This window comes from Enterococcus sp. DIV1411a (genome assembly GCF_050531945.1).
GTDB classification, from domain to species: Bacteria; Bacillota; Bacilli; order Lactobacillales; family Enterococcaceae; genus Enterococcus_B; species Enterococcus_B faecium.
Window position 1 is genome coordinate 815,540 of sequence record NZ_CP172892.1, and the last position, 18,775, is coordinate 834,314.

At 38.8% G+C, this 18,775-nt stretch carries 17 protein-coding genes, 2 pseudogenes and 1 riboswitch; of the genes and pseudogenes, 15 read left to right on the plus strand and 4 right to left on the minus strand.

Annotated features, from left to right (window positions below):
- The first annotated feature begins 56 nt into the window (after positions 1 to 56).
- The 3 genes from recO (at position 57) to glyS (ending at position 4,247) form a co-directional block, all read left to right on the plus strand.
- The gene (gene recO / locus IGJ87_RS03885) at positions 57 to 869 is read left to right on the plus strand and encodes a DNA repair protein RecO (protein WP_002301248.1); all 813 of its coding nucleotides are present in this window, start codon (positions 57 to 59) and stop codon (positions 867 to 869) included.
- A gap of 383 nt (positions 870 to 1,252) precedes the next feature.
- Positions 1,253 to 2,170 carry a glycine--tRNA ligase subunit alpha gene (gene glyQ / locus IGJ87_RS03890; protein WP_002296161.1) on the plus strand — a complete coding sequence of 306 codons (918 nt, stop codon included), beginning with the start codon at positions 1,253 to 1,255 and terminating at the stop codon, positions 2,168 to 2,170.
- Position 2,171: 1 nt separating this feature from the next.
- Complete coding sequence (gene glyS, locus IGJ87_RS03895; protein ID WP_002303432.1) at positions 2,172 to 4,247, plus strand: glycine--tRNA ligase subunit beta; 2,076 nt, start codon at positions 2,172 to 2,174, stop codon at positions 4,245 to 4,247.
- A 281-nt stretch (positions 4,248 to 4,528) separates the two neighbouring features.
- On the opposite strand, the gene IGJ87_RS03900 is transcribed toward glyS, so the two are convergent.
- Positions 4,529 to 5,848: an IS1380 family transposase gene (locus IGJ87_RS03900; protein WP_194175222.1), complete on the minus strand. Its 1,320-nt coding sequence runs from the start codon at positions 5,846 to 5,848 to the stop codon at positions 4,529 to 4,531.
- Between the two features lie 470 nt (positions 5,849 to 6,318).
- Between IGJ87_RS03900 and IGJ87_RS03905 the strand changes: the two genes are divergently transcribed.
- From IGJ87_RS03905 to IGJ87_RS03930, 6 genes and pseudogenes are all read left to right on the plus strand, one after another.
- Positions 6,319 to 7,098 (plus strand): hypothetical protein, encoded by a 780-nt coding sequence (locus IGJ87_RS03905; protein ID WP_104858573.1) that lies wholly within the window; start codon positions 6,319 to 6,321, stop codon positions 7,096 to 7,098.
- 45 nt (positions 7,099 to 7,143) lie between these two features.
- Positions 7,144 to 8,088 (plus strand): LCP family protein, encoded by a 945-nt coding sequence (locus IGJ87_RS03910; RefSeq protein WP_194175220.1) that lies wholly within the window; start codon positions 7,144 to 7,146, stop codon positions 8,086 to 8,088.
- A gap of 15 nt (positions 8,089 to 8,103) precedes the next feature.
- Positions 8,104 to 8,883, plus strand: coding sequence for a YveK family protein (locus tag IGJ87_RS03915; RefSeq protein WP_002326287.1), 780 nt, complete (start codon positions 8,104 to 8,106; stop codon positions 8,881 to 8,883).
- Between the two features lie 11 nt (positions 8,884 to 8,894).
- Positions 8,895 to 9,593 carry a CpsD/CapB family tyrosine-protein kinase gene (locus IGJ87_RS03920; RefSeq protein WP_086299801.1) on the plus strand — a complete coding sequence of 233 codons (699 nt, stop codon included), beginning with the start codon at positions 8,895 to 8,897 and terminating at the stop codon, positions 9,591 to 9,593.
- A gap of 27 nt (positions 9,594 to 9,620) precedes the next feature.
- A complete protein-coding gene (locus IGJ87_RS03925; RefSeq protein WP_100970521.1) occupies positions 9,621 to 10,385 on the plus strand; it encodes a tyrosine-protein phosphatase in 765 nt (254 codons plus the stop codon).
- Positions 10,386 to 10,397: 12 nt separating this feature from the next.
- Positions 10,398 to 11,843, plus strand: a pseudogene (locus IGJ87_RS03930) (polysaccharide biosynthesis protein); the annotation flags it as partial.
- 18 nt (positions 11,844 to 11,861) lie between these two features.
- On the opposite strand, the gene IGJ87_RS03935 reads toward IGJ87_RS03930, so the two are convergent.
- Complete coding sequence (locus tag IGJ87_RS03935) at positions 11,862 to 12,770, minus strand: IS982-like element ISEfm1 family transposase (protein WP_002326174.1); 909 nt, start codon at positions 12,768 to 12,770, stop codon at positions 11,862 to 11,864.
- A 110-nt stretch (positions 12,771 to 12,880) separates the two neighbouring features.
- On the opposite strand from IGJ87_RS03935, the pseudogene IGJ87_RS03940 reads away from it, so the two are divergent.
- The 3 genes and pseudogenes from IGJ87_RS03940 to IGJ87_RS03950 all read left to right on the plus strand — a co-directional run.
- Positions 12,881 to 13,144, plus strand: a pseudogene (locus tag IGJ87_RS03940) (PTS fructose transporter subunit IIC); the annotation flags it as partial.
- Entirely contained in the window at positions 13,131 to 13,940 is an 810-nt protein-coding gene (locus IGJ87_RS03945; protein WP_100970520.1) for a PTS system mannose/fructose/sorbose family transporter subunit IID, read from the plus strand. The pseudogene IGJ87_RS03940 and the gene IGJ87_RS03945, both read left to right, overlap by 14 nt.
- Positions 13,941 to 13,953: 13 nt before the next feature.
- Positions 13,954 to 14,355 (plus strand): PTS sugar transporter subunit IIA, encoded by a 402-nt coding sequence (locus tag IGJ87_RS03950; protein ID WP_100970519.1) that lies wholly within the window; start codon positions 13,954 to 13,956, stop codon positions 14,353 to 14,355.
- Between the two features lie 45 nt (positions 14,356 to 14,400).
- On the opposite strand, the gene yidC is transcribed toward IGJ87_RS03950, so the two are convergent.
- Together yidC and IGJ87_RS03960 are read right to left on the minus strand one after the other, a co-directional pair.
- Complete coding sequence (gene yidC / locus IGJ87_RS03955) at positions 14,401 to 15,351, minus strand: membrane protein insertase YidC (protein WP_002302193.1); 951 nt, start codon at positions 15,349 to 15,351, stop codon at positions 14,401 to 14,403.
- A gap of 476 nt (positions 15,352 to 15,827) precedes the next feature.
- A complete protein-coding gene (locus IGJ87_RS03960) occupies positions 15,828 to 16,103 on the minus strand; it encodes an acylphosphatase (RefSeq protein ID WP_002289551.1) in 276 nt (91 codons plus the stop codon).
- Positions 16,104 to 16,209: 106 nt separating this feature from the next.
- Between IGJ87_RS03960 and IGJ87_RS03965 the strand changes: the two genes are divergently transcribed.
- From IGJ87_RS03965 to IGJ87_RS03975, 3 genes are all read left to right on the plus strand, one after another.
- Positions 16,210 to 16,974 (plus strand): TrmH family RNA methyltransferase, encoded by a 765-nt coding sequence (locus tag IGJ87_RS03965; protein ID WP_002323863.1) that lies wholly within the window; start codon positions 16,210 to 16,212, stop codon positions 16,972 to 16,974.
- 122 nt (positions 16,975 to 17,096) lie between these two features.
- Positions 17,097 to 17,600 (plus strand): HD domain-containing protein, encoded by a 504-nt coding sequence (locus tag IGJ87_RS03970; protein WP_002289559.1) that lies wholly within the window; start codon positions 17,097 to 17,099, stop codon positions 17,598 to 17,600.
- Positions 17,601 to 18,007: 407 nt separating this feature from the next.
- Positions 18,008 to 18,655 carry a FusB/FusC family EF-G-binding protein gene (locus IGJ87_RS03975; RefSeq protein ID WP_105459749.1) on the plus strand — a complete coding sequence of 216 codons (648 nt, stop codon included), beginning with the start codon at positions 18,008 to 18,010 and terminating at the stop codon, positions 18,653 to 18,655.
- A gap of 41 nt (positions 18,656 to 18,696) precedes the next feature.
- Positions 18,697 to 18,763: riboswitch (Fluoride riboswitch) on the plus strand.
- The last annotated feature ends 12 nt before the right edge of the window (positions 18,764 to 18,775 follow it).

Sequence of the window (18,775 nt, forward strand, 5' to 3'; positions counted from 1 at the left end):
AATAATCTGGATCGGCAGAATCTGCTTTTCCAGATTTATTTTTTAGGAGGGAGAATATGAGCCAGCTTGCAGAATCGAAAGGCTTGATTTTATCTAGCCGTAATTACAAAGAAAAAGATAAATTAGTCAAAATCTTTACGGAATCTTCTGGCAAAATGATGTTTTATATCAAAGGAATCCATCGGCAAAATCAGCCATTAGCTCCGGCTTTGCTCCCCTTTACCGAAGCAGTCTATATCGGTAATTTTCGAAGTGAAGGTTTGTCGTTTTTAAGCAGTGTCAAAGACGTCCATGCGTTTCGGAACATCCAAGAAGATATCTTTTTGAGCGGTTATGGTACCTATTTGCTAAATCTAGTAGATGCAGCAATCGAAGATCATCAATATGACCCGCATTTATTCCAATTTACGCAACAAGCTCTGCAGCGGATGGATCAAGGAGATGATGCAGAAATCATCACGAATATCTTTGAAGTTCAAATACTGCAACGCTTCGGAATCGCGCCAATTTGGACGCACTGTGTCGTATGCGGGGAAACAAAAGGAAAATTTGACTATTCTTCCAAATATGGCGGTGTGATATGCGAGAAACACTGGCCAATGGACGAACACCGTTATCATGCAGATCCTCGCGCTGTTTATTTCGTCCGAATGTTTTCGGCTATTTCTTATGATAAGATCAGTGGAATCCACTTGAAAGAAGAAACGAAGCAGGCAATCCGTGACCTCATTGACCAGTTGTATGATGAATATGTCGGTATTCATCTAAAAAGCAAAAAGTTCATTGATCAAATGAAGTCTTGGGCACACGTATTAAAGACGCCAGAGAAAAATATGCCTGAAAAAGAGATACCTGAAAAAGAAGAATAAATGAAAGATACAACAAAAAAACCAAAACTATTTGACAAATACAGGGACTTCCGTCTATTATTAACCGTAGATTAAATAGATCGTTCACTGAGAGGATCTATTATATAAACAAGAAAACTGCAAAATGAATACGTACATTGACCAAGATCAGTAAAAAACACGTGGTTTAGCGAGTTCGGGAGAGTGGAAGCCGGACCCAAACGATTTTTGAAGAGGCACTTGCGAGTACGATAAATGAAGCTGCCGAATCTTTATTCGGAAGTAGGGTGGAACCGCGAAATTATTCGTCCCTATGTCTGTAATCAGACATAGGGACTTTTTGTCGTTTTCTTTCCTGTATTCTTATTGACAGCAACGCTTAAAAATTGAAAGGGGCAAAACAGATGAGTAAAAAATTGACCGTCCAAGATATGATTTTAACATTACAAAAATTTTGGTCATCAAACGGCTGCATGCTGATGCAAGCTTATGATACAGAAAAAGGAGCAGGTACGATGAGCCCATATACATTCTTACGGGCAATCGGACCGGAACCATGGAATGCTGCTTATGTAGAGCCATCCCGCCGACCAGCTGACGGGCGTTATGGAGAAAACCCAAACCGTTTGTATCAGCATCATCAATTTCAAGTCGTAATGAAACCTTCACCTGAAAATATCCAAGAGCTTTATTTAGAAAGCTTGCGTCTTTTAGGAATTGATCCATTAGAACACGATATTCGTTTTGTTGAAGACAACTGGGAGAACCCATCGATGGGGTGTGCCGGTGTGGGTTGGGAAGTATGGCTTGATGGGATGGAGATCACACAATTCACGTACTTCCAGCAAGTCGGAGGACTACCTTGTAAACCAGTTACTTCTGAGATCACTTATGGACTAGAACGTCTTGCTTCATATATTCAAGAAGTTGAAAGTGTCTATGATCTGGAATGGGCTGATGGTGTGAAATATGGCGAGATCTTCAAACAACCAGAATATGAACATTCCAAATATTCTTTTGAAGTAAGCGACCAAGACTTGCTACTAAGCAATTTTGACCGTTTTGAAAAAGAAGCTAAACGCTGTATCGATGAAAATCTTGTTCATCCAGCGTATGATTATATTTTGAAATGCAGCCATACATTCAACTTATTAGATGCTCGCGGTGCAGTATCCGTAACAGAACGAGCAGGTTATCTTTCCCGTATCCGCAACATGGCTCGTGCTGTAGCCAAAATCTTTGTGGCAGAACGCGAAAAATTAGGATTCCCTTTATTGAATAAAAACACAGCAAATCCAGAAAACATGAAGGAGGCTGAATAAGATGGCAAAAGACTTATTACTTGAAATCGGGCTGGAAGAAATGCCTGCTCATGTTGTCACACCAAGCATGAAACAATTAGAAGAAAAAACTGCAAAATTTTTAGATGAAAACCAATTGACTTATGATACGATCGAAACGTTTTCTACACCGCGCCGCTTAGCAATCAAAGTAACAAACATTCCAGAACGTCAAGCAGACAGTGAAGAAGAAGTCAAAGGACCAGCCAAAAAAATTGCTTTGGACGCAGATGGAAACTGGACGAAAGCAGCTGAAGGATTTGTCCGCGGACAAGGTCTGACGACAGATGCTATCACTTTTAGAGAATTAAAAGGCGTGGAATATGTCTATGTAACGAAATACACTCACGGCAAAGAAGCAAAAGAAGTATTGACAGGGTTAGCAGATGTCATTAAAAGCCTCACTTTCCCAGTAACGATGCACTGGGCAGAATACGATTTTGAATATATTCGCCCTATTCACTGGATCGTGGCATTGTTAGATGACGAAATAATCCCGTTTGAGATCTTGGATGTCAAAACAGACAGAGCTTCAAGAGGTCATCGTTTCTTAGGCGAAGATGTAACATTTGCGCATGCAAAAGAATACGAAGAAAAATTAAATGAACAATTTGTTATTGCTTCACCGCAAAAAAGAAAAGAAATGATCATCACACAAGCAAACGAATTAGCAGAAAAAAATCACTGGATCATTGATCTAGATGAAGATTTACTAGAAGAAGTCAACAATCTAGTCGAATATCCAACTGTCTTTTCTGGCGACTTCGAGGAAAAATATCTTTCTGTTCCTGAAGAAGTACTAGTCACTTCTATGAAAGAACATCAACGTTATTTCGAAGTACGGAACGATCAAGGTATGTTGCTTCCTCATTTTATTTCTGCTCGTAATGGCGATCGGGTAAAATTGGAAAATGTGGTACGAGGCAATCAAAAAGTATTGACTGCTCGTTTAGAAGATGCAGAATTCTTTTATAATGAAGACAAGAAAGCTTCAATCGACCAATACGTTGAAAAATTAAAAACTGTTACTTTCCATGAAAAAATCGGTAGCATCTACGAGAAAATGCAACGGGTACAAGTCATCGCCCGCATTATAGGCGAACAAGTAGGACTATCTGAGGAAGAATTGATGGATCTGCAACGCGCTGCTGAAATCTATAAATTTGATCTAGTAACCAACATGGTAGGAGAATTCCCTGAACTACAAGGGATCATGGGAGAAAAATATGCTCTGCTTAAAGGCGAGAAACCAGCCGTAGCAACAGCGATCCGTGAACATTACATGCCTATATCCAGTGAAGGAGATTTACCTGAGACTACAGTAGGTTCTGTTTTAGCGATTGCTGATAAATTAGATAGTATCTTTTCTTTCTTTGCAGTTGGGATGATCCCAAGTGGCTCAAACGATCCATATGCTTTGCGCCGTCAAGCATATGGTGTCGTTCGAATCATCGAATCGAAAAAATGGGCCTTTCCTTTGTCTGTTCTGCAAGAAACGATTAGTGAAGTTATCAGTAAAGATACGGATCGTTTTGGCATTGGCTTGTCAGCGGGACAACAACAGGTGATCGACTTTATCAAAGGCCGTCTGCGCCAATTATTGACAACGAAGAATATCCGTCATGATGTCATCGAAGCTGTTTTGAATGCAGAACAAAAAGATCTGACAAAAGTATTTGCAGCAGCACAATTGTTCAAGCAGCATCTTGCAGATGAAGACTTCAAACCATCGATGGAAGCTTTGACACGTGTCGTGAACTTAGCGAAAAAAGCGGAGCTTGAAAAACAATCAGAAGTAGACCCTGAACTGTTCGAAAACGAAGCGGAGAAAGAACTGCACAAAGCAGTAGAGGCAATGAAAACAAGCTTTGCTGACCAAACGATCAACGAAAATTATGATCAGCTTGTAAGCCTTCGCCCACTGATCGAAAATTATTTTGATCAGACGATGGTCATGGCAGAAGAACCAGCAGTACGTAAGAACCGATTAACGCAATTAAGTCAAATTGCTGCCATGGCTTTGTCACTAGCAAGTTTGGATCAAATCATCACAAAATAATTTCTAATATGTAAATAAACCAGAGAACAGGCAAAAAATAGGCTGTTTCTCTGGTTTATTTGTTATAAATATAAATAACTCCTGAATAATTCATAGCTCTAAATTTAAGCTATTTTTTTGAACAAAGTGCCTACATTTAAATTAGGCAGATACATTCTTCCAAAATAATGTGTTTTCGAACAGGATATATACGGAAGAAGGCTACAATAAAAATTATTTGTCTATTTAAGGGCAGACTGACCCCTTGGAAAAATAGGTTAAAAATTTTTACGATAACTAGCCTAAATCCATTGCCTAGATCGCCGTAGGCGTTCAAAAACCTTATAAAATTCAGTTTGATACACATGATAACTCGACAGTTTGAGATAGACTTGTCTACCTGTTTTAACGAGTTTTCCGGCAACTTTAAGCAATGTCAATCGTATAGAATGAATCGTCATCCCCCGATTCACTTGTTCAAATCCAATGGTCTTTAAAAAATTGACGAGGTTGTAAGCCAGGACACTGATCATCATTCTGACATGATTTTCCAGGAAACGCGGACTATCTGTTTTGTCAAAATAAAAGCCTGATTTCGCTTCTTTGATGAAATTTTCCATTGTTCCACGCTTGCCGTAAAGAGAGAATATGACTTCAGGCGAGACATTATCGGATAGATTCGTCACAATGAATGCGTGGTGAAAAAGAAGCTCTCCTGCTTCACGGATTGATCGAATACAAACGCGACGGGGTTTTGACCAGGATTGTGCTTGATAAGGGAGTGAAAAATACTGTATTTCTCGGTCTTCCCATTTTTTATTATCCCCATAAAGAACAGAGTGTTCAGCTAACTGACTTAACCTCCGATTGCTCTTTAATCGGATAACGTACTGGCTTTCAGTTGCTTCACAAGATTCATACACCTCTGGTGTGGCGAAGCCGCTGTCACCCCGAACCAATATCTCGGTATGAGGTAACGTGCTCTTGTAGTGGTGTAACAGCGGGTCGATAAAGGCTTTTACCCCTTTAGACGTGTACTGATTGCCTGAACGCAGTTCAGCTTTTAGGAAATCTCCGGTCAATCCGTCAAATGCAACTAATGGGTGATAGCCGTAGGTTTGATAATGGGCATTATAATCTGTTTGTTCTTGGCGTCCAAAGGTATCCAAATGTGTGGAATCGACATCAATGATTAACTCGGTGTCATTGCGAATCAAACGCGCTTTATCAATCAGCGACTGATTTAATGCTTGGAGTTGATCCATGTTCTCCTCGGTGAAACGATCTAAAAACCGTGAGATTGACGATTGTGAGGTCAACTCTTTTTTACCGAGTACAGCTTGAAAGACTGGATCCTGTCTTAATAGATTAGCTGATGAGTCTGCCGAGTACCCAGCAATTAACTGCATAATGAGTTGTTCTAATATCGCTAAGTTATCATGTGTGAAGTAAACACGTTTGTCTTTAATATGGAGCCACTGTTTAGCTACGTGTGAAAAGTCGAAGGTATTCATCACCTCTTTAACTAAGACCAAACCCGAATCACTCGATAAGCGACCACCTGTATGTGAAATAGTCAAATTTGAATTGAATTTTACCTGGTTTTTGTGTAAGCTAGTCATGAGAAGAACTCCTTTCTTATGGTTGGTTTCGACACCTTTACCATATCAGAATGGGGTTCTTTTTGCATCACTTAACAGGTGAAAATGAAAAAGTAAATGAAGACTGCTGTTAGGCAGTTTCAGACGGTTTGAAGTCAAAGTATGAATTATTCAGGATAACTATTATTAATTCAATGTTAATTTTTTTGTTATTTTATTTTTTGTGTAACTTTTAAAAATACCTATGAAAATTAAGGAAATAAAAATGAAATCGATTAATTGTTATCTTATTAATGTTTTATTTACTTTTTAATCGTAAATTGCCCTAGTCAAGAAAACAGTTTGTGGTATGATTATATAGGGAAAACTTGTTTACAAATATTTCTGTGAATATATTAGTTTAATTATGTTTTTTTAAATAAAAAGCTGTCATTTTTATGTAAGTGAATTATATCTTAATTTATCTATCATCAATACTTAGGAGTGAATCTATGGAAAAGCCATTCGTCAAGTCATTGACTGCTGTGGCGGTAGGTGCAGGTGCTATTGCGATCTGTTTGTTTGGATACCATATCAATAATCAGCGACAACATCAGCAACGGATCAATTATGCAGAATCTGCCATCACCAATCAAAAAGACACCTTGACTTCTTTATCAAAAGAAGTAGACAAGCTGTATAGTACAAAAGAAAAAGTTTTTCTAAACCCTGAAATAACAGAAGAAACAATCACAAGTTTGTCCAATAAGCTATCCTCTGTCAAACTTTCAGCTGATGATTACGACATCAAAGAATCAGAATTGCCTAAAGAAGCTGTTGCAATCCAAGATGAGAAGAAAGCAATCGTGACACAGTTAGATAGTGCAGAATCAAAACTGAAGATCCAGACAGCTGTCAACGATTTATTTACTAAAAATGTATCAAACTGGCAGCAAGCTGTAGATGATGTCATCATCAAAGAAAAGGTGACAAGTGCAGATGTCGCTCGTGTACGTGAAAATATGAGCTTTTTTAAAGATAGTCCTTGGAAAACGGTTGTTATGCAATATCTAGGATTCGCTGATACCCAGATCGCGCAAGTCACGCAACTAGATCAGTTATTCGATACGATGTTAAAGGATGGTCAAGTGACTGCCACCGCTACTTACGATCAATATTTGACGGCGCTCAGTCAAATAGAGCAGATCCGGAATGAAAAAATAAGCGTAGCATACGCAACAAAAGCACAAACTGTTGCTCAGCAAATGGGCTATAGCAATATAAGCTATTGACAGTTAAAGCGTTGATTCAAGCAAGGTTAGCAAACGGAGGAAACTATGGCAAGACGAAGAAGAAAATCAAGAGGGAAAAAAATATTTCTGATTATTTTAGCAGTTCTTATCGTATTAGTATTAGCAATTGTAGGAGTAGGAGCAAAATTATATCTGGATCTCTCACATTCTATTGAGAAAACTTACGAATCAGTGGAACGAACCCAAGGAGAACGAACGAAACCAGTTGATCTGGACAAACAAGAATCTTTCTCTGCTCTATTGATGGGGATTGATACTGGAGATTTAGGTCGGGTCGATCAAGGAAGATCAGATACGATGATGGTTGCCACAGTCAGTCCTGAAGACAAACAGACAACGATCGTCAGCATTCCTCGAGATACGTATGTCGACATCGTAGGTCGTGACACAAAAGACAAGATCAACCACGCTTACGCATTCGGCGGAGCTGCCATGGCGATGGATACCGTACAAAAATATGTAGACATCCCAATCGATCACTATGTCTCTATCAATATGAAAGGGCTAAAGGAACTCGTTGATGCAGTTGGTGGTATCGAAGTCAATAATGACCTCACTTTCTCACAAGATGGCTATGACTTTACAATCGGTAAAATCACATTGAACGGGGATCAGGCATTATCTTATTCTCGTATGCGTTATGAAGATCCAAATGGTGACTATGGTAGACAAGAGCGTCAAAGAAAGATCGTAGAAGGTGTAGCAAAAAAAGTATTGAGTTTAAACGGTGTCAGCAACTATCAATCCGTTTTGAATGCTCTAGAGTCGAATATGAAAACAGACATGAGCTTTGATGAAATGAAAAAAATCGCTTTAGATTATCGGGAAGCATTTGGTACGATCAAGCAAGATCAGCTGCAAGGAGAAGGCTTCATGCAAGATAATATCTCCTATCAAAAAGTCAGCGATCAAGAACTTGATCGTGTGAAAAAAGAATTAAAAGATCAAATGAATCTAGAGAATAAATAGGAAAGTGGAGAAAAAATGGAAGAGACAATCAGCTTGAAAGAAATTTTTGAAACATTACGCAAACACTTGGTAACAATCATCATCTCAATGTTTGCTGGCTTGGCCATCTCAGGAATCGTAACATTTTTCATCTTGACACCAAAATACAGTTCACAAGCACAATTGATCGTGACACTGCCACAATCAGACACTGCAAATGTCAATGATGTCAATACGAACCTGCAAATGATCAATACGTATAAAGATATGATCGTCAGTGATTTAGTACTAAATGAAGTCAAAGATCGTTTAGAAACAGAAGACAATGTGAAAATGACTGCTGGACAAATCAAAGATGCGATCTCCGTCAATCAGTCACAAAATTCACAAATGTTCTCGATCCAAGCAATAAGCACGAATGCAGTGACTGCTCAACAGATCGCTAATACAACTTCACAAGTTTTCCAAGAGAACGCAAAAGACGTGATGAATGTCGATAAAATCTCGATTATTTCAGGTGCAGTTGCCAATACGACACCTGTTTCGCCAAATAATAAATTGAATCTAGTGATTGGCTTAGTGTTAGGAATGATGGTAGGCGTAGGTCTGGCATTCTTATTCGAATTACTTGATCGGACAGTGAAAGATGAAAAATATGTGACGGATACATTAGGATTCCCAATCTTAGGAACAGTTCCAGAAATGTCAGCGAAAGAATTGAACGCTGGTATCCGTAAAAAAGGAACAGCTCCTGCACGACCAAAAGCTACAAACGATAAAACAGCCCCATCACGCAGAAGCCGCTCAAGAGTCTAGGAGGAAGAAAAATGGCACGAACACAGAAACAAAAAGCAGCACAAACTCATGCAGTCAGTTTGATCACATTAACAAACCCATCTTCACCAATCGCCGAACAATATCGTACGATCCGGACGAATATCCAGTTTGCCTCCGCAGCTGGTCAGCAAATCAAAACGATTGTCGTGACTTCATCAGGTCCTGGAGAAGGAAAATCCACCACTTCAGCAAACATTGCAGTCGTTTTTGCTAAATCCGGTCAACGGGTTCTACTAGTCGATGCAGATTTACGTAAACCCGTCGTCTATAAAACATTCCAGCTGAACAATGCCAGTGGATTAAGTACAGCACTTAGTTCATCAGGAAGTGTAGCAGATGTAATCCAACGAACGCCAGTCGAGAACTTATCGATTTTGCCTAGTGGGCCTAAGCCACCCAACCCATCAGAATTGTTAAGCTCGCCAAGAATGGATCAGATTCTAGCCGAAGCAAGACAGTTATTTGATGTGGTGATATTCGATATGCCACCAGTAGTAGCCGTAACAGATGCACAGATCATGTCTTCAAAAACGGATGGCACTTTATTGGTCGTACGTGAAAATACATCACGTAAAGAATCCTTGACTAAAGCAAAAGAACTGCTAGAGATGGTACAAGCACGAGTCTTAGGTGTTGTGTACAACGGAGCAGAACATAGCAAAGATGCTGGTTATTACTACGGAAATTAAGGAATAAGAAGAGAGGAGACAAGAGAAATGATCGATCTACATTGCCATATCCTACCAGGAATCGATGACGGGGCAGAAAACTTAGAAGCAAGTATTGCAATGGCTGAAAAAGCGATTCAGCAAGGCATTACGCATATTTTATGCACACCACACCACAATAATGGAAAATACAGCAATGAAAAATCACAAGTCATTTCTCTAGTCGCTTCGTTACAAGCCGAATTAGAGAAAAGACAGTTGCCTTTGACGTTATTGGAAGGACAAGAAGTACGTATTACCGGAACGCTCATCGAAGACATCCATCGAGATGAAATATTATTTACAGATTTAGATGATACATATCTTCTGATCGAATTTCCGACACTGGAAGTGCCGTTATATGCAGAACGGCTTTTTTTTGAGTTGTTAGAACTAGGAAAGACACCAGTGATCGTCCATCCAGAACGTAACGCGCATTTTCGCGAAGACCCAAATCATTTGCTTCCGTTCCTAGATATGGGATGTTTGGCCCAACTCACTGCGCCAAGTTATGTTGGGGTATTTGGCAAAGACATCCAGAAAACAGCCAAAACGATGGTCAAACATAATCTTGTGCAGATGGCTGCTTCTGATGCCCATGGGGTCTCTAAGCGCACCTTTTACTTAAAAGAGTGCTATAAGCAGATTGGCAAGGACTTTGGTAAGAAAAAAGTAGTACAGATGAAACAAGTCGCAAAGGATCTGATCAACGGGGATGAAATCAGTTATCCAGTCTATGAAGAGGTAAAAAAGAAGAAGTTTGGTTTATTTTAGGGGGAATGTAGGGTGTTTGTATTAACAAGAAGAAGAAAAATTGCCACATTGGTTGTTGTGGACAGCTTGTTATTAATTGCTGCAAATATTGCAGCAGCTAAATTCATGAAGCCGTTTGTAGCTATACCAATGGACCTTATTTTAATCTCTATCGGTTTGTCGATTGGTTTTTATTTATTTTATGGTAGTTTATTCAAAGTTTTCACTCGGATCAATCGCTATACAAATTTAAGAGAGATCATTGCAATTTTTGGTTCACTATCTGCAAGTGCTGCCTCAAGTATCCTCATACTGCTGTTCATTAATCGGCGATATAGTTTACGGTTAGTTATCTTTGCTTATCTGCTTTCGCTCTTATTGATCATCGGTAGCCGATTGATCTGGCGTATCTACGTCGAAACAAAAAATATGAGATACGTATCAGCAGATTCTGCTAAAAATACATTGATTGTTGGTGCTGGCGAAGGCGGGCGTATTTTATACAACAGCTTTCTTGGATCCAAAACGGCTCAAGATATCCATGTTGTCGGGTTTGTAGATGATGATCCGAATAAAAGAAATACGTATCTTTCAGGAAAAAAAGTATTAGGTGCATTAAAAGATATTCCGGAATTGATTGAAAAATATGACATTCAAATGGTAACGATCGCTATCCCTTCCTTATCAAGAAAAAAATTACGAAGAATCTTCGAGTTAGTCGAATCCACTCATGTGAAAGTCAATACGATGCCTTCTATAGAAGAACTTGCTTCAGGGAAAATTAGCGTATCAAAATTAAAAACAATTGACGTAGTGGATTTACTGGGAAGAGATGAGGTAGAGTTGGATATTGAATCCATCAAAGATCAGATCACAGACAAAGTCATTCTTGTCACCGGCGCAGGAGGATCGATCGGTTCAGAAATCTGTCGGCAAATCATTCAATTCAATCCTGCAAAGCTATTGCTTTTAGGACATGGGGAGAACTCGATCTACTTGATTGACCGTGAGTTACGCACACATCATCAAAATTGTCCTACAGAAATTGTACCGATCATCGCAGATATCCAAGATCGCGAGAAAATCAATGAGATCATGGAACAATATCATCCAGATATCGTCTACCATGCAGCTGCTCATAAACATGTACCACTGATGGAATATAATCCAAAAGAAGCAGTCAAAAACAATATTTTCGGTACAAAAAATGTAGCAGAAGCAGCTAAAGCAGCAAAAGTGAAAAACTTCGTCATGGTATCGACAGATAAAGCTAACAATCCTCCAAATGTCATGGGTTCAACAAAACGAATCGCTGAAATGATCGTGACTGGATTGAATGAAGAAGGCTGTACGAAATTCTCAGCTGTCAGATTTGGGAATGTCCTTGGTTCTCGAGGTAGTGTGATTCCAGTATTCAGAGAACAAATTGCTCAAGGTGGTCCAATCACTGTAACAGACTTTCGTATGACTCGATACTACCCGTGGTGCTAGTTAATTTTAATATCCTAAAGAATATCTCAAAGTTCCTTCAAAACGTCGTTGTGCTCGACTTAATAGAACACTGTAAGCCAGTAATATGCTTTCAAATCTACTCTCTAGCCCTTTAACAGAACGTGAGTTGAAATTTTGACAACCTAATTTTTCTAAGGAAGAAAAAACAGTCTCAACTGTTTTTCTTTGTTTTCCAAGTAAGCTGTGGTCTAGTTTTTCTGATTTATCCATGTTTTTACGTGGCGGAACGGATATAGTAATGCCCTTAAGGGCAAGCTTTTCATGGATTTTATGGCTAATATATCCTTTGTCCCCTAGGATATTGGGAAGATTCGCTTCTTCCGATAAAGTCTCTAACACTTTCACGTCATGGACACCTGGATTCGTGATTGAGTAAGTAATCGGAAAGCCAGTCTTAGTAACGATCATATGAATTTTAAGACCATAAAAATAAGATTTTTTTGTTGAGTTATAGCCAACTTTGGCTATTTGATTCAATAGTTTTGCTTGTCTATTTCTAACTGGTTTACATAATTGACTAGGAAAACTATCTATAATTCCGACTAGTTCACCTTTGGTGAGCTTCTTGATGAAAAAGTATCGAATAATCTTGATAGTGTAAGCTAAGTTTGAACTTAAGCGAGTGAATCGACTCCTACTAGGAAAGTCACCATTAAGAAATAAGACGGAACAAACCGCTCTATACGTGGCTCTTTGGCTAGTATAGCCATTAATTATGCCCCATATAACACAAGCAATAATCACTGTATCGCGTTGCTTCAGTTGATCAGTATTTCTTCGGTTTTTAATCTTATCTGGTACACAATTGTGGTATATGTTAGAAACAGTTCTCATAATTTCCTTGAATGTTATAAAAGTATCTGTATAATGTTCAGTATATTTTGATGAACGCATATGTAGTCCTCATTTCTTGGGAGTTTTGAGACTACTATATGCGTTTTTTGTTGATTTACCAACATGTTTAGACATTTTCCTCTAGGAAAAAATTAACTAGCACCACAGGTCTTTCTTATCTTATTTTAGGATTTACGATTACGGCATTATTAGCAACGTTATTCTCTAATGTTCAATTATTAGGAACAAGTGTGGCAAGCGTTGTTAAAGATCTTCCGGCAACTTTCAATTCGCTGCCGATGCTTGCTGTAGCATTGATTGGTCTAGCACTAGCAATGATCAGTTATAAGAATGATCAAAACAAAGACCATCGTCCATTAGCTAGTGAGCCATCACATTCTGTTGAGGGGGAAATCGAAGATGACGAAATCTAATTACAAATTAACAAAAGAAGATTTTAAGCAAATCAATCGAAGAAGTTTGTTCACTTTTCAATTAGGTTGGAACTATGAGAGAATGCAGGGTTCTGGTTATTTATATACTATCCTGCCACAACTAAGAAAAATATACGGCGACAACACACCAGAATTAAAAGAGATGATGAAAACACATACGCAATTTTTTAATACTTCTAATTTTTTTAATACAATCATTACTGGGATTGATCTTGCAATGGAAGAAAAAGAAGGAATTGCTTCAAAGGAAACCGTATCGGGGCTGAAAGCTGGATTGATGGGTTCCTTTGCAGCGATTGGAGATTCCGTATTTGCTGCTTTGATCCCAACGATTTTTGGGGCTTTGGCGGCGAATATGGCAACTGATGGAAATCCGATAGGTGTGTTTATATGGATTTTTGCACAGATTGTTGTCATGGTTTTTCGTTGGAAGCAACTTGAATTTGCATACAAAGAAGGAATTTCCTTAGTTACTACTATGCAATCTCGCTTAACTGCATTAACGGACGCAGCCACTTTATTAGGGGTATTCATGGTAGGGGCATTAGTTGCGACAATGATCAATGTTAAATTTTCATGGGCACCAACGATTGGCGATGTGACATTGAATATGCAAAACTATATCGATATGATCTTACCTAGAATTTTACCCGCTGGGATCGTCGGTGGTGTTTATTGGTTATTAGGAAAGAAAAACATGACTCCTACTCGAGCGATTTTTATCGTATTAATTGTGTGTGTTGCTTTATCTGCATTGGGTGTGATTTCAAAATAAGGGAGAGCGAGAAATGAGTAGACAATTGGTATTGATTAGTCACGGAAAATTTTGTGAGGAATTGAAAAAAAGTACAGAAATGATCATGGGGCCTCAAGAGGATATCTACACGTTACCTTTATTACCAGAAGATGGCACTGAAACATACAAACAAAAGTTTCTCACTGTCACAGATTCGTTAAATGATTTTGTGGTACTATGCGATCTTTTAGGCGGTACACCTGCAAATATCATTTCTAAACTAATAATGGAAGGACAACAGATTACTCTTTATGCTGGGGTGAATCTTCCGATGGTCATTGAATTTATCAACTCACAAATGATCGGTTCAGAGCCCGAGTTTGTTCGTGCAGGATGTGAAAGCATTGTCTCTGTCAACGAATTAATTAATGGAATAGCAGAAGAGGAAGAGTAACAAAAAAGATGAGAGCTAAGCTCTCATCTTTTTTGACCTATGTTTTTATTTCCGCTTCTGCTGCTTTCCTGCGTTGCGGCCCTTGTTGTTTGTACTGTTTTTTGGTTGTTTGATTTGTTTTGTTGCTTGTTTGTTGTTAGCGGGCTTTGCTGATTCTGTCACGTCTTTTCTTGGAGTGACGACTTGTTTTGGCGGGTTTTGTTTCAACTCTTCTGCCACTTGTGCTTTCAAACGTGGTTTCATCATAACGTTTGTGATGAATGTTTGCAGACAGCTGAACACACCACCGACTACCCAGTAAAGTGTAACACCGGCTGGCGCACTGATCGACATGAAGACGATCATAGCAGGAGAGACGATCAGCATCGTACGCATCGTCTTTTTCTGTTCTTCAGGAATACCGATTGTTGAAATATATCCTTGAAGCAGATAAGCGACCCCTGCGATGGCCACAAGCACCATACTTGGTGAGCCTAGATCGATGCCGTAAAAAGATGATTCCCGGATACCTTCTGTGTAGCGTGCCGTAAAATACAAGGCAGAGAAGATCGGCATTTGGATCAATAGAGGCAGACAGCCGATTCCGCCGGTCATACTCAATCCATTTTCGCGATATACTTGCTGCATTTCTGCTTGTGCTGCCATTTGTTCTTCACGTGTTGTTGCAGCTTTTAGCTTTTGTTGTGCTGCTTCAACTTGTGGTTTTAACGCTTGCATTTTTTCAGATTGGATCATTGTTTTTTTCGATTGACTGATACCTAGTGGCAAGATGATGATACGAACGATCACAGTCATTGCAATAACTGCCCAGCCGTAAGACCAATTGAAATTCTCAACTAGATATGTAATCGCTTGGCCCATAGGATGGACGAGTACTCGATAAACGATTCCTGAAGTGTCAGGGTTTCCGTTTGAATCCATCCGCACACAGCCAGATAAAAAGAGCAGGATACTGACAAGTCCGGATCCCAATAACCAGTTTTTCCATTTATTCATAGAATACTTCCTCTTCTATAATTTTTACACAAACTTAACTATACTAAAAAAGCGCATGGAATTCAATCAACTTCATAGAAATTTCATATAAATATTCGTTCTTTTTCGTAGCGGAAAATTTTGAAAAAAGACAAAAAATCAAGAAAGAAATACTTGGAAAGAAAAGAGTGATTCCAAGTGTTTCTTTCTTATTTAAAAAACTAAAAACTTTTTTGTTCTGTCTGGAAAATATGGGTTAAGCAAATTTATTGCAAGTTATAGATCAGCTTTTTTACTCCCTGTCTTTAATACTCGAGGCAAAGCGCTTCAAAAACAACCTTATCGACGGTGTTCAAAAGTCAGTTTCTCGGTATTAAGTCAAATTTATGCAAAAATGTGGAAAGCCATTTTCACAAAATTTTCCTTAATACTCAAAACTAAGTGACTTTTTCACAACCAGTCCTTAATGCTTGATGCAGACCAGCTTTTTCACAACCTTATCCCACCACATCAAATTTCTTTCGTTCCTCAATCATCGGATCTTCTTGGACATCCACATACTGCACTCGTCCACTTGGGCTCGGAGACTTCTTGACTTCTTCGATAAATTTTTGGATGATGTCGTCATTTCCGATTGCTTCGATTGTGACTGAGCCGTCGTCTTCGTTTTTTACCGTTCCGGTCACGCCTAACTGATCAGCAACCATCTTGGTCATATAGCGAAATCCCACGCCCTGGACACGTCCTTGGACATTCATTTTAACTTTGCGCATGTTCGTCACCTTTCTTTCCTGTTTTATAAATCAATGATACCGATTTTTTTGGGATGAAACAAGCTCAAGCACCTATTCCATGATATAATCAGGTGAGGTGAGGAATGTGAAAGAGATCCAATCAGCAAAAAATCCAAGAATCAAAGAATTAAAAAAACTACATAAAAAGAAATACAGAGAAGAAAAGGCAGAATATCTTTTGGAAGGGTTCCATCTGATCGAAGAAGCTGCGTTGTCTGATGCAGAAATAAAAGAACTTTTTGTGACACAGAGAGGTATGAAAGAATGGGGAGACTGGCTGGCTGTAAACAAAGAGATTTCTACTTTTCTAATTTCAGATGAGGTCATGACCGCTATGTCAGATCTACCTACACCGCAAGGGATCTTAGCAGTGATGACGTTAACATCTGAAGATACGCCAGATTTTTCAGGAGGCTGGCTTTTACTAGATAATGTACAGGATCCTGGAAATGTGGGAACGATGATCCGTACGGCAGATGCGTTTGGTATGGCTGGTGTTTTATTAGGTAAAGGAACGGCAGATATTTATAGTACAAAGGTGCTGCGAAGCATGCAGGGAAGCAATTATCATTTGCCTGTGTTACAAAAAGATTTGTCAGAAGTGATCCCTGTAATGAAAGGCAAAGGGTTTACGGTGTACGGTACAGAATTAAATGAAGAAGCACATGCATTAGACAAAGTAGAAAAAACAGAGGATTTCGCTATAATCATGGGAAACGAAGGTCAGGGAGTAAGTCAGGAAATCTTGTCTTTGACTGATCAGAACGTATATATCCCAATGAAAGGAAATGCGGAATCATTGAATGTCGGAGTCGCAGCAGGGATCGTTCTTTATCATTTTTCTTTATGATTAAGGAACTATTAAGCTTTAACTATTTTATCTAGAGCGACTAGAATAATCCGAACACTGGTGGTATACTTAGATCAATTTCAGAAAAAAATGAAATTCAAAAAGGTGGCAGATCGATAATTATGACAGAAAAATGGCGTGAAGACGAAGAATATATGTCTTATGTACAAGATCTTTTAGAAACAGAAGCAGTGAAAAAATTAGCGAATTACACACAGCATGTTCATTCCACTCGTTTGGAGCATTCCATCAGTGTTTCTTACTATAGTTATCTGCTCGCAAAAAAATGGGGTGGCAATGCTAAAGCAACAGCGCGTGCTGGACTTTTGCATGATCTGTTCTACTATGATTGGCGTACGACGAAATTTGACGAGGGGACACATGCGTATATCCATCCAAGAATTGCTGTAAAGAATGCAGAAAAAATCACCGATTTGTCGGATCTTGAGCGAGATATCATTTTGAAGCACATGTGGGGTGCAACGATAGCACCGCCTAAGTACAAAGAAGGATATATCGTGACATTCGTGGACAAATACTGCGCAGTCAAAGAAGCGGCTCAGCCCATGTCTGCAAGTATGCGTAAGAGATGGCAACGTTACTTTGGGAAAGAATCCTCGATTTAACAGGTAAAACCAATAATAGACCATATTGAGGTTGTGACAGAAGTGGTCAGCTTCAAGAAATAAGAAGGAATTTACGAAAATTGCTTCTCAAATTTTTGTGAAGTTTCGGCTTATTACCGCAGATGCAAGCTTTTGAACACCATTCATTCGAAACAAGGGACTTTGACACGACTTTTGTCACAGTCCTTTTTTCTGTTTGCAGTTGACTATCTGTTCAAGATACGGTTTACTTTTATTTATCGAATGAATCATGTACATAGAAGAATAAGCATTAAAGGGGGTGATGATAAGATGCAAAACGTATCTTATTTAAAAGAGTCCGGGATCTTCAGGTAACACATACTTTGCAGAAGATCACTTTTTTCTACAAAGTATGCACTTTGGTTAGAAGAAAGGACTTTAAAATCATGGAACAAACAATAAAACCATACCAATATTTTTTTATAAAAAGAGAAGTAGAACAGTTATTAAATGCGTACTCATCTGTCAATGATCCAAAAACGGTACAAACAGTTCAGGCACTAGCAGCTGAAAAGATTCGAGACATATTAGATCACGAACTGCCAGAAATCGATACATTTTTAACGACAGTTTTAGACGTAAAACTGACAAAAGCGCAAGCAGAAAGAGCATTGGAGGAGCTGAAGCAAATCGTTCAGCCGTTTATGCAGCCTAGCAAACCACAAATCGAGAAATTATTCCGAAAAGTGAAAAAACTCAAAAAACCAGCTTGGAATGAAATCGACTTGCAAGAACATACGTACATCGGCTGGAATGATCCAGGTACGCAGAAAAAATTCATGGTCTATTACGAAGATGAAAAATTAAAAGGGATTAGCGGTACTTTATCACCAACGATAAATAAGGGAATCTGTGCAATCTGTCAGAAAACATCGAATGTTTCGCTTTTTCTTTCTACAACGAAAGCAGGTTCTGATGGCACGTATACGAAAAAGGGGAATTATATTTGTCATGATAGTGACCAATGTAATCAACAGTTAACGAAATTGGCTCCTTTCTATGAATTTGCTGAACGTGTAAAGAAAGAACGATAATTTTATTGTTTTTTACAGAAAAATATGCTATCTTTTAATGGAAGTGAATAGGTGATGGTGTTCGCCTTTAAATGCTAACGAAAGATAGCTAATGACGCCTACTAAAGTCTGGGGATAGCC

Bases quoted from the DNA above. Each gene is read 5' to 3' on its own strand.
- recO (WP_002301248.1), top strand. From the start codon at position 57: ATGAGCCAGCTTGCAGAATCGAAAGGCTTGATTTTATCTAGCCGTAAT.
- glyS (WP_002303432.1), top strand. From the start codon at position 2,172: ATGGCAAAAGACTTATTACTTGAAATCGGGCTGGAAGAAATGCCTGCT.
- IGJ87_RS03945 (WP_100970520.1), top strand. From the start codon at position 13,131: ATGACGAAATCTAATTACAAATTAACAAAAGAAGATTTTAAGCAAATC.
- IGJ87_RS03910 (WP_194175220.1), top strand. From the start codon at position 7,144: ATGGCAAGACGAAGAAGAAAATCAAGAGGGAAAAAAATATTTCTGATT.
- IGJ87_RS03960 (WP_002289551.1), bottom strand. From the start codon at position 16,103: ATGCGCAAAGTTAAAATGAATGTCCAAGGACGTGTCCAGGGCGTGGGA.
- yidC (WP_002302193.1), bottom strand. From the start codon at position 15,351: ATGAATAAATGGAAAAACTGGTTATTGGGATCCGGACTTGTCAGTATC.
- glyQ (WP_002296161.1), top strand. From the start codon at position 1,253: ATGAGTAAAAAATTGACCGTCCAAGATATGATTTTAACATTACAAAAA.
- IGJ87_RS03925 (WP_100970521.1), top strand. From the start codon at position 9,621: ATGATCGATCTACATTGCCATATCCTACCAGGAATCGATGACGGGGCA.
- IGJ87_RS03900 (WP_194175222.1), bottom strand. From the start codon at position 5,848: ATGACTAGCTTACACAAAAACCAGGTAAAATTCAATTCAAATTTGACT.
- IGJ87_RS03975 (WP_105459749.1), top strand. From the start codon at position 18,008: ATGGAACAAACAATAAAACCATACCAATATTTTTTTATAAAAAGAGAA.
- IGJ87_RS03970 (WP_002289559.1), top strand. From the start codon at position 17,097: ATGACAGAAAAATGGCGTGAAGACGAAGAATATATGTCTTATGTACAA.
- IGJ87_RS03905 (WP_104858573.1), top strand. From the start codon at position 6,319: ATGGAAAAGCCATTCGTCAAGTCATTGACTGCTGTGGCGGTAGGTGCA.
- IGJ87_RS03950 (WP_100970519.1), top strand. From the start codon at position 13,954: ATGAGTAGACAATTGGTATTGATTAGTCACGGAAAATTTTGTGAGGAA.
- IGJ87_RS03915 (WP_002326287.1), top strand. From the start codon at position 8,104: ATGGAAGAGACAATCAGCTTGAAAGAAATTTTTGAAACATTACGCAAA.
- IGJ87_RS03935 (WP_002326174.1), bottom strand. From the start codon at position 12,770: ATGCGTTCATCAAAATATACTGAACATTATACAGATACTTTTATAACA.
- IGJ87_RS03920 (WP_086299801.1), top strand. From the start codon at position 8,895: ATGGCACGAACACAGAAACAAAAAGCAGCACAAACTCATGCAGTCAGT.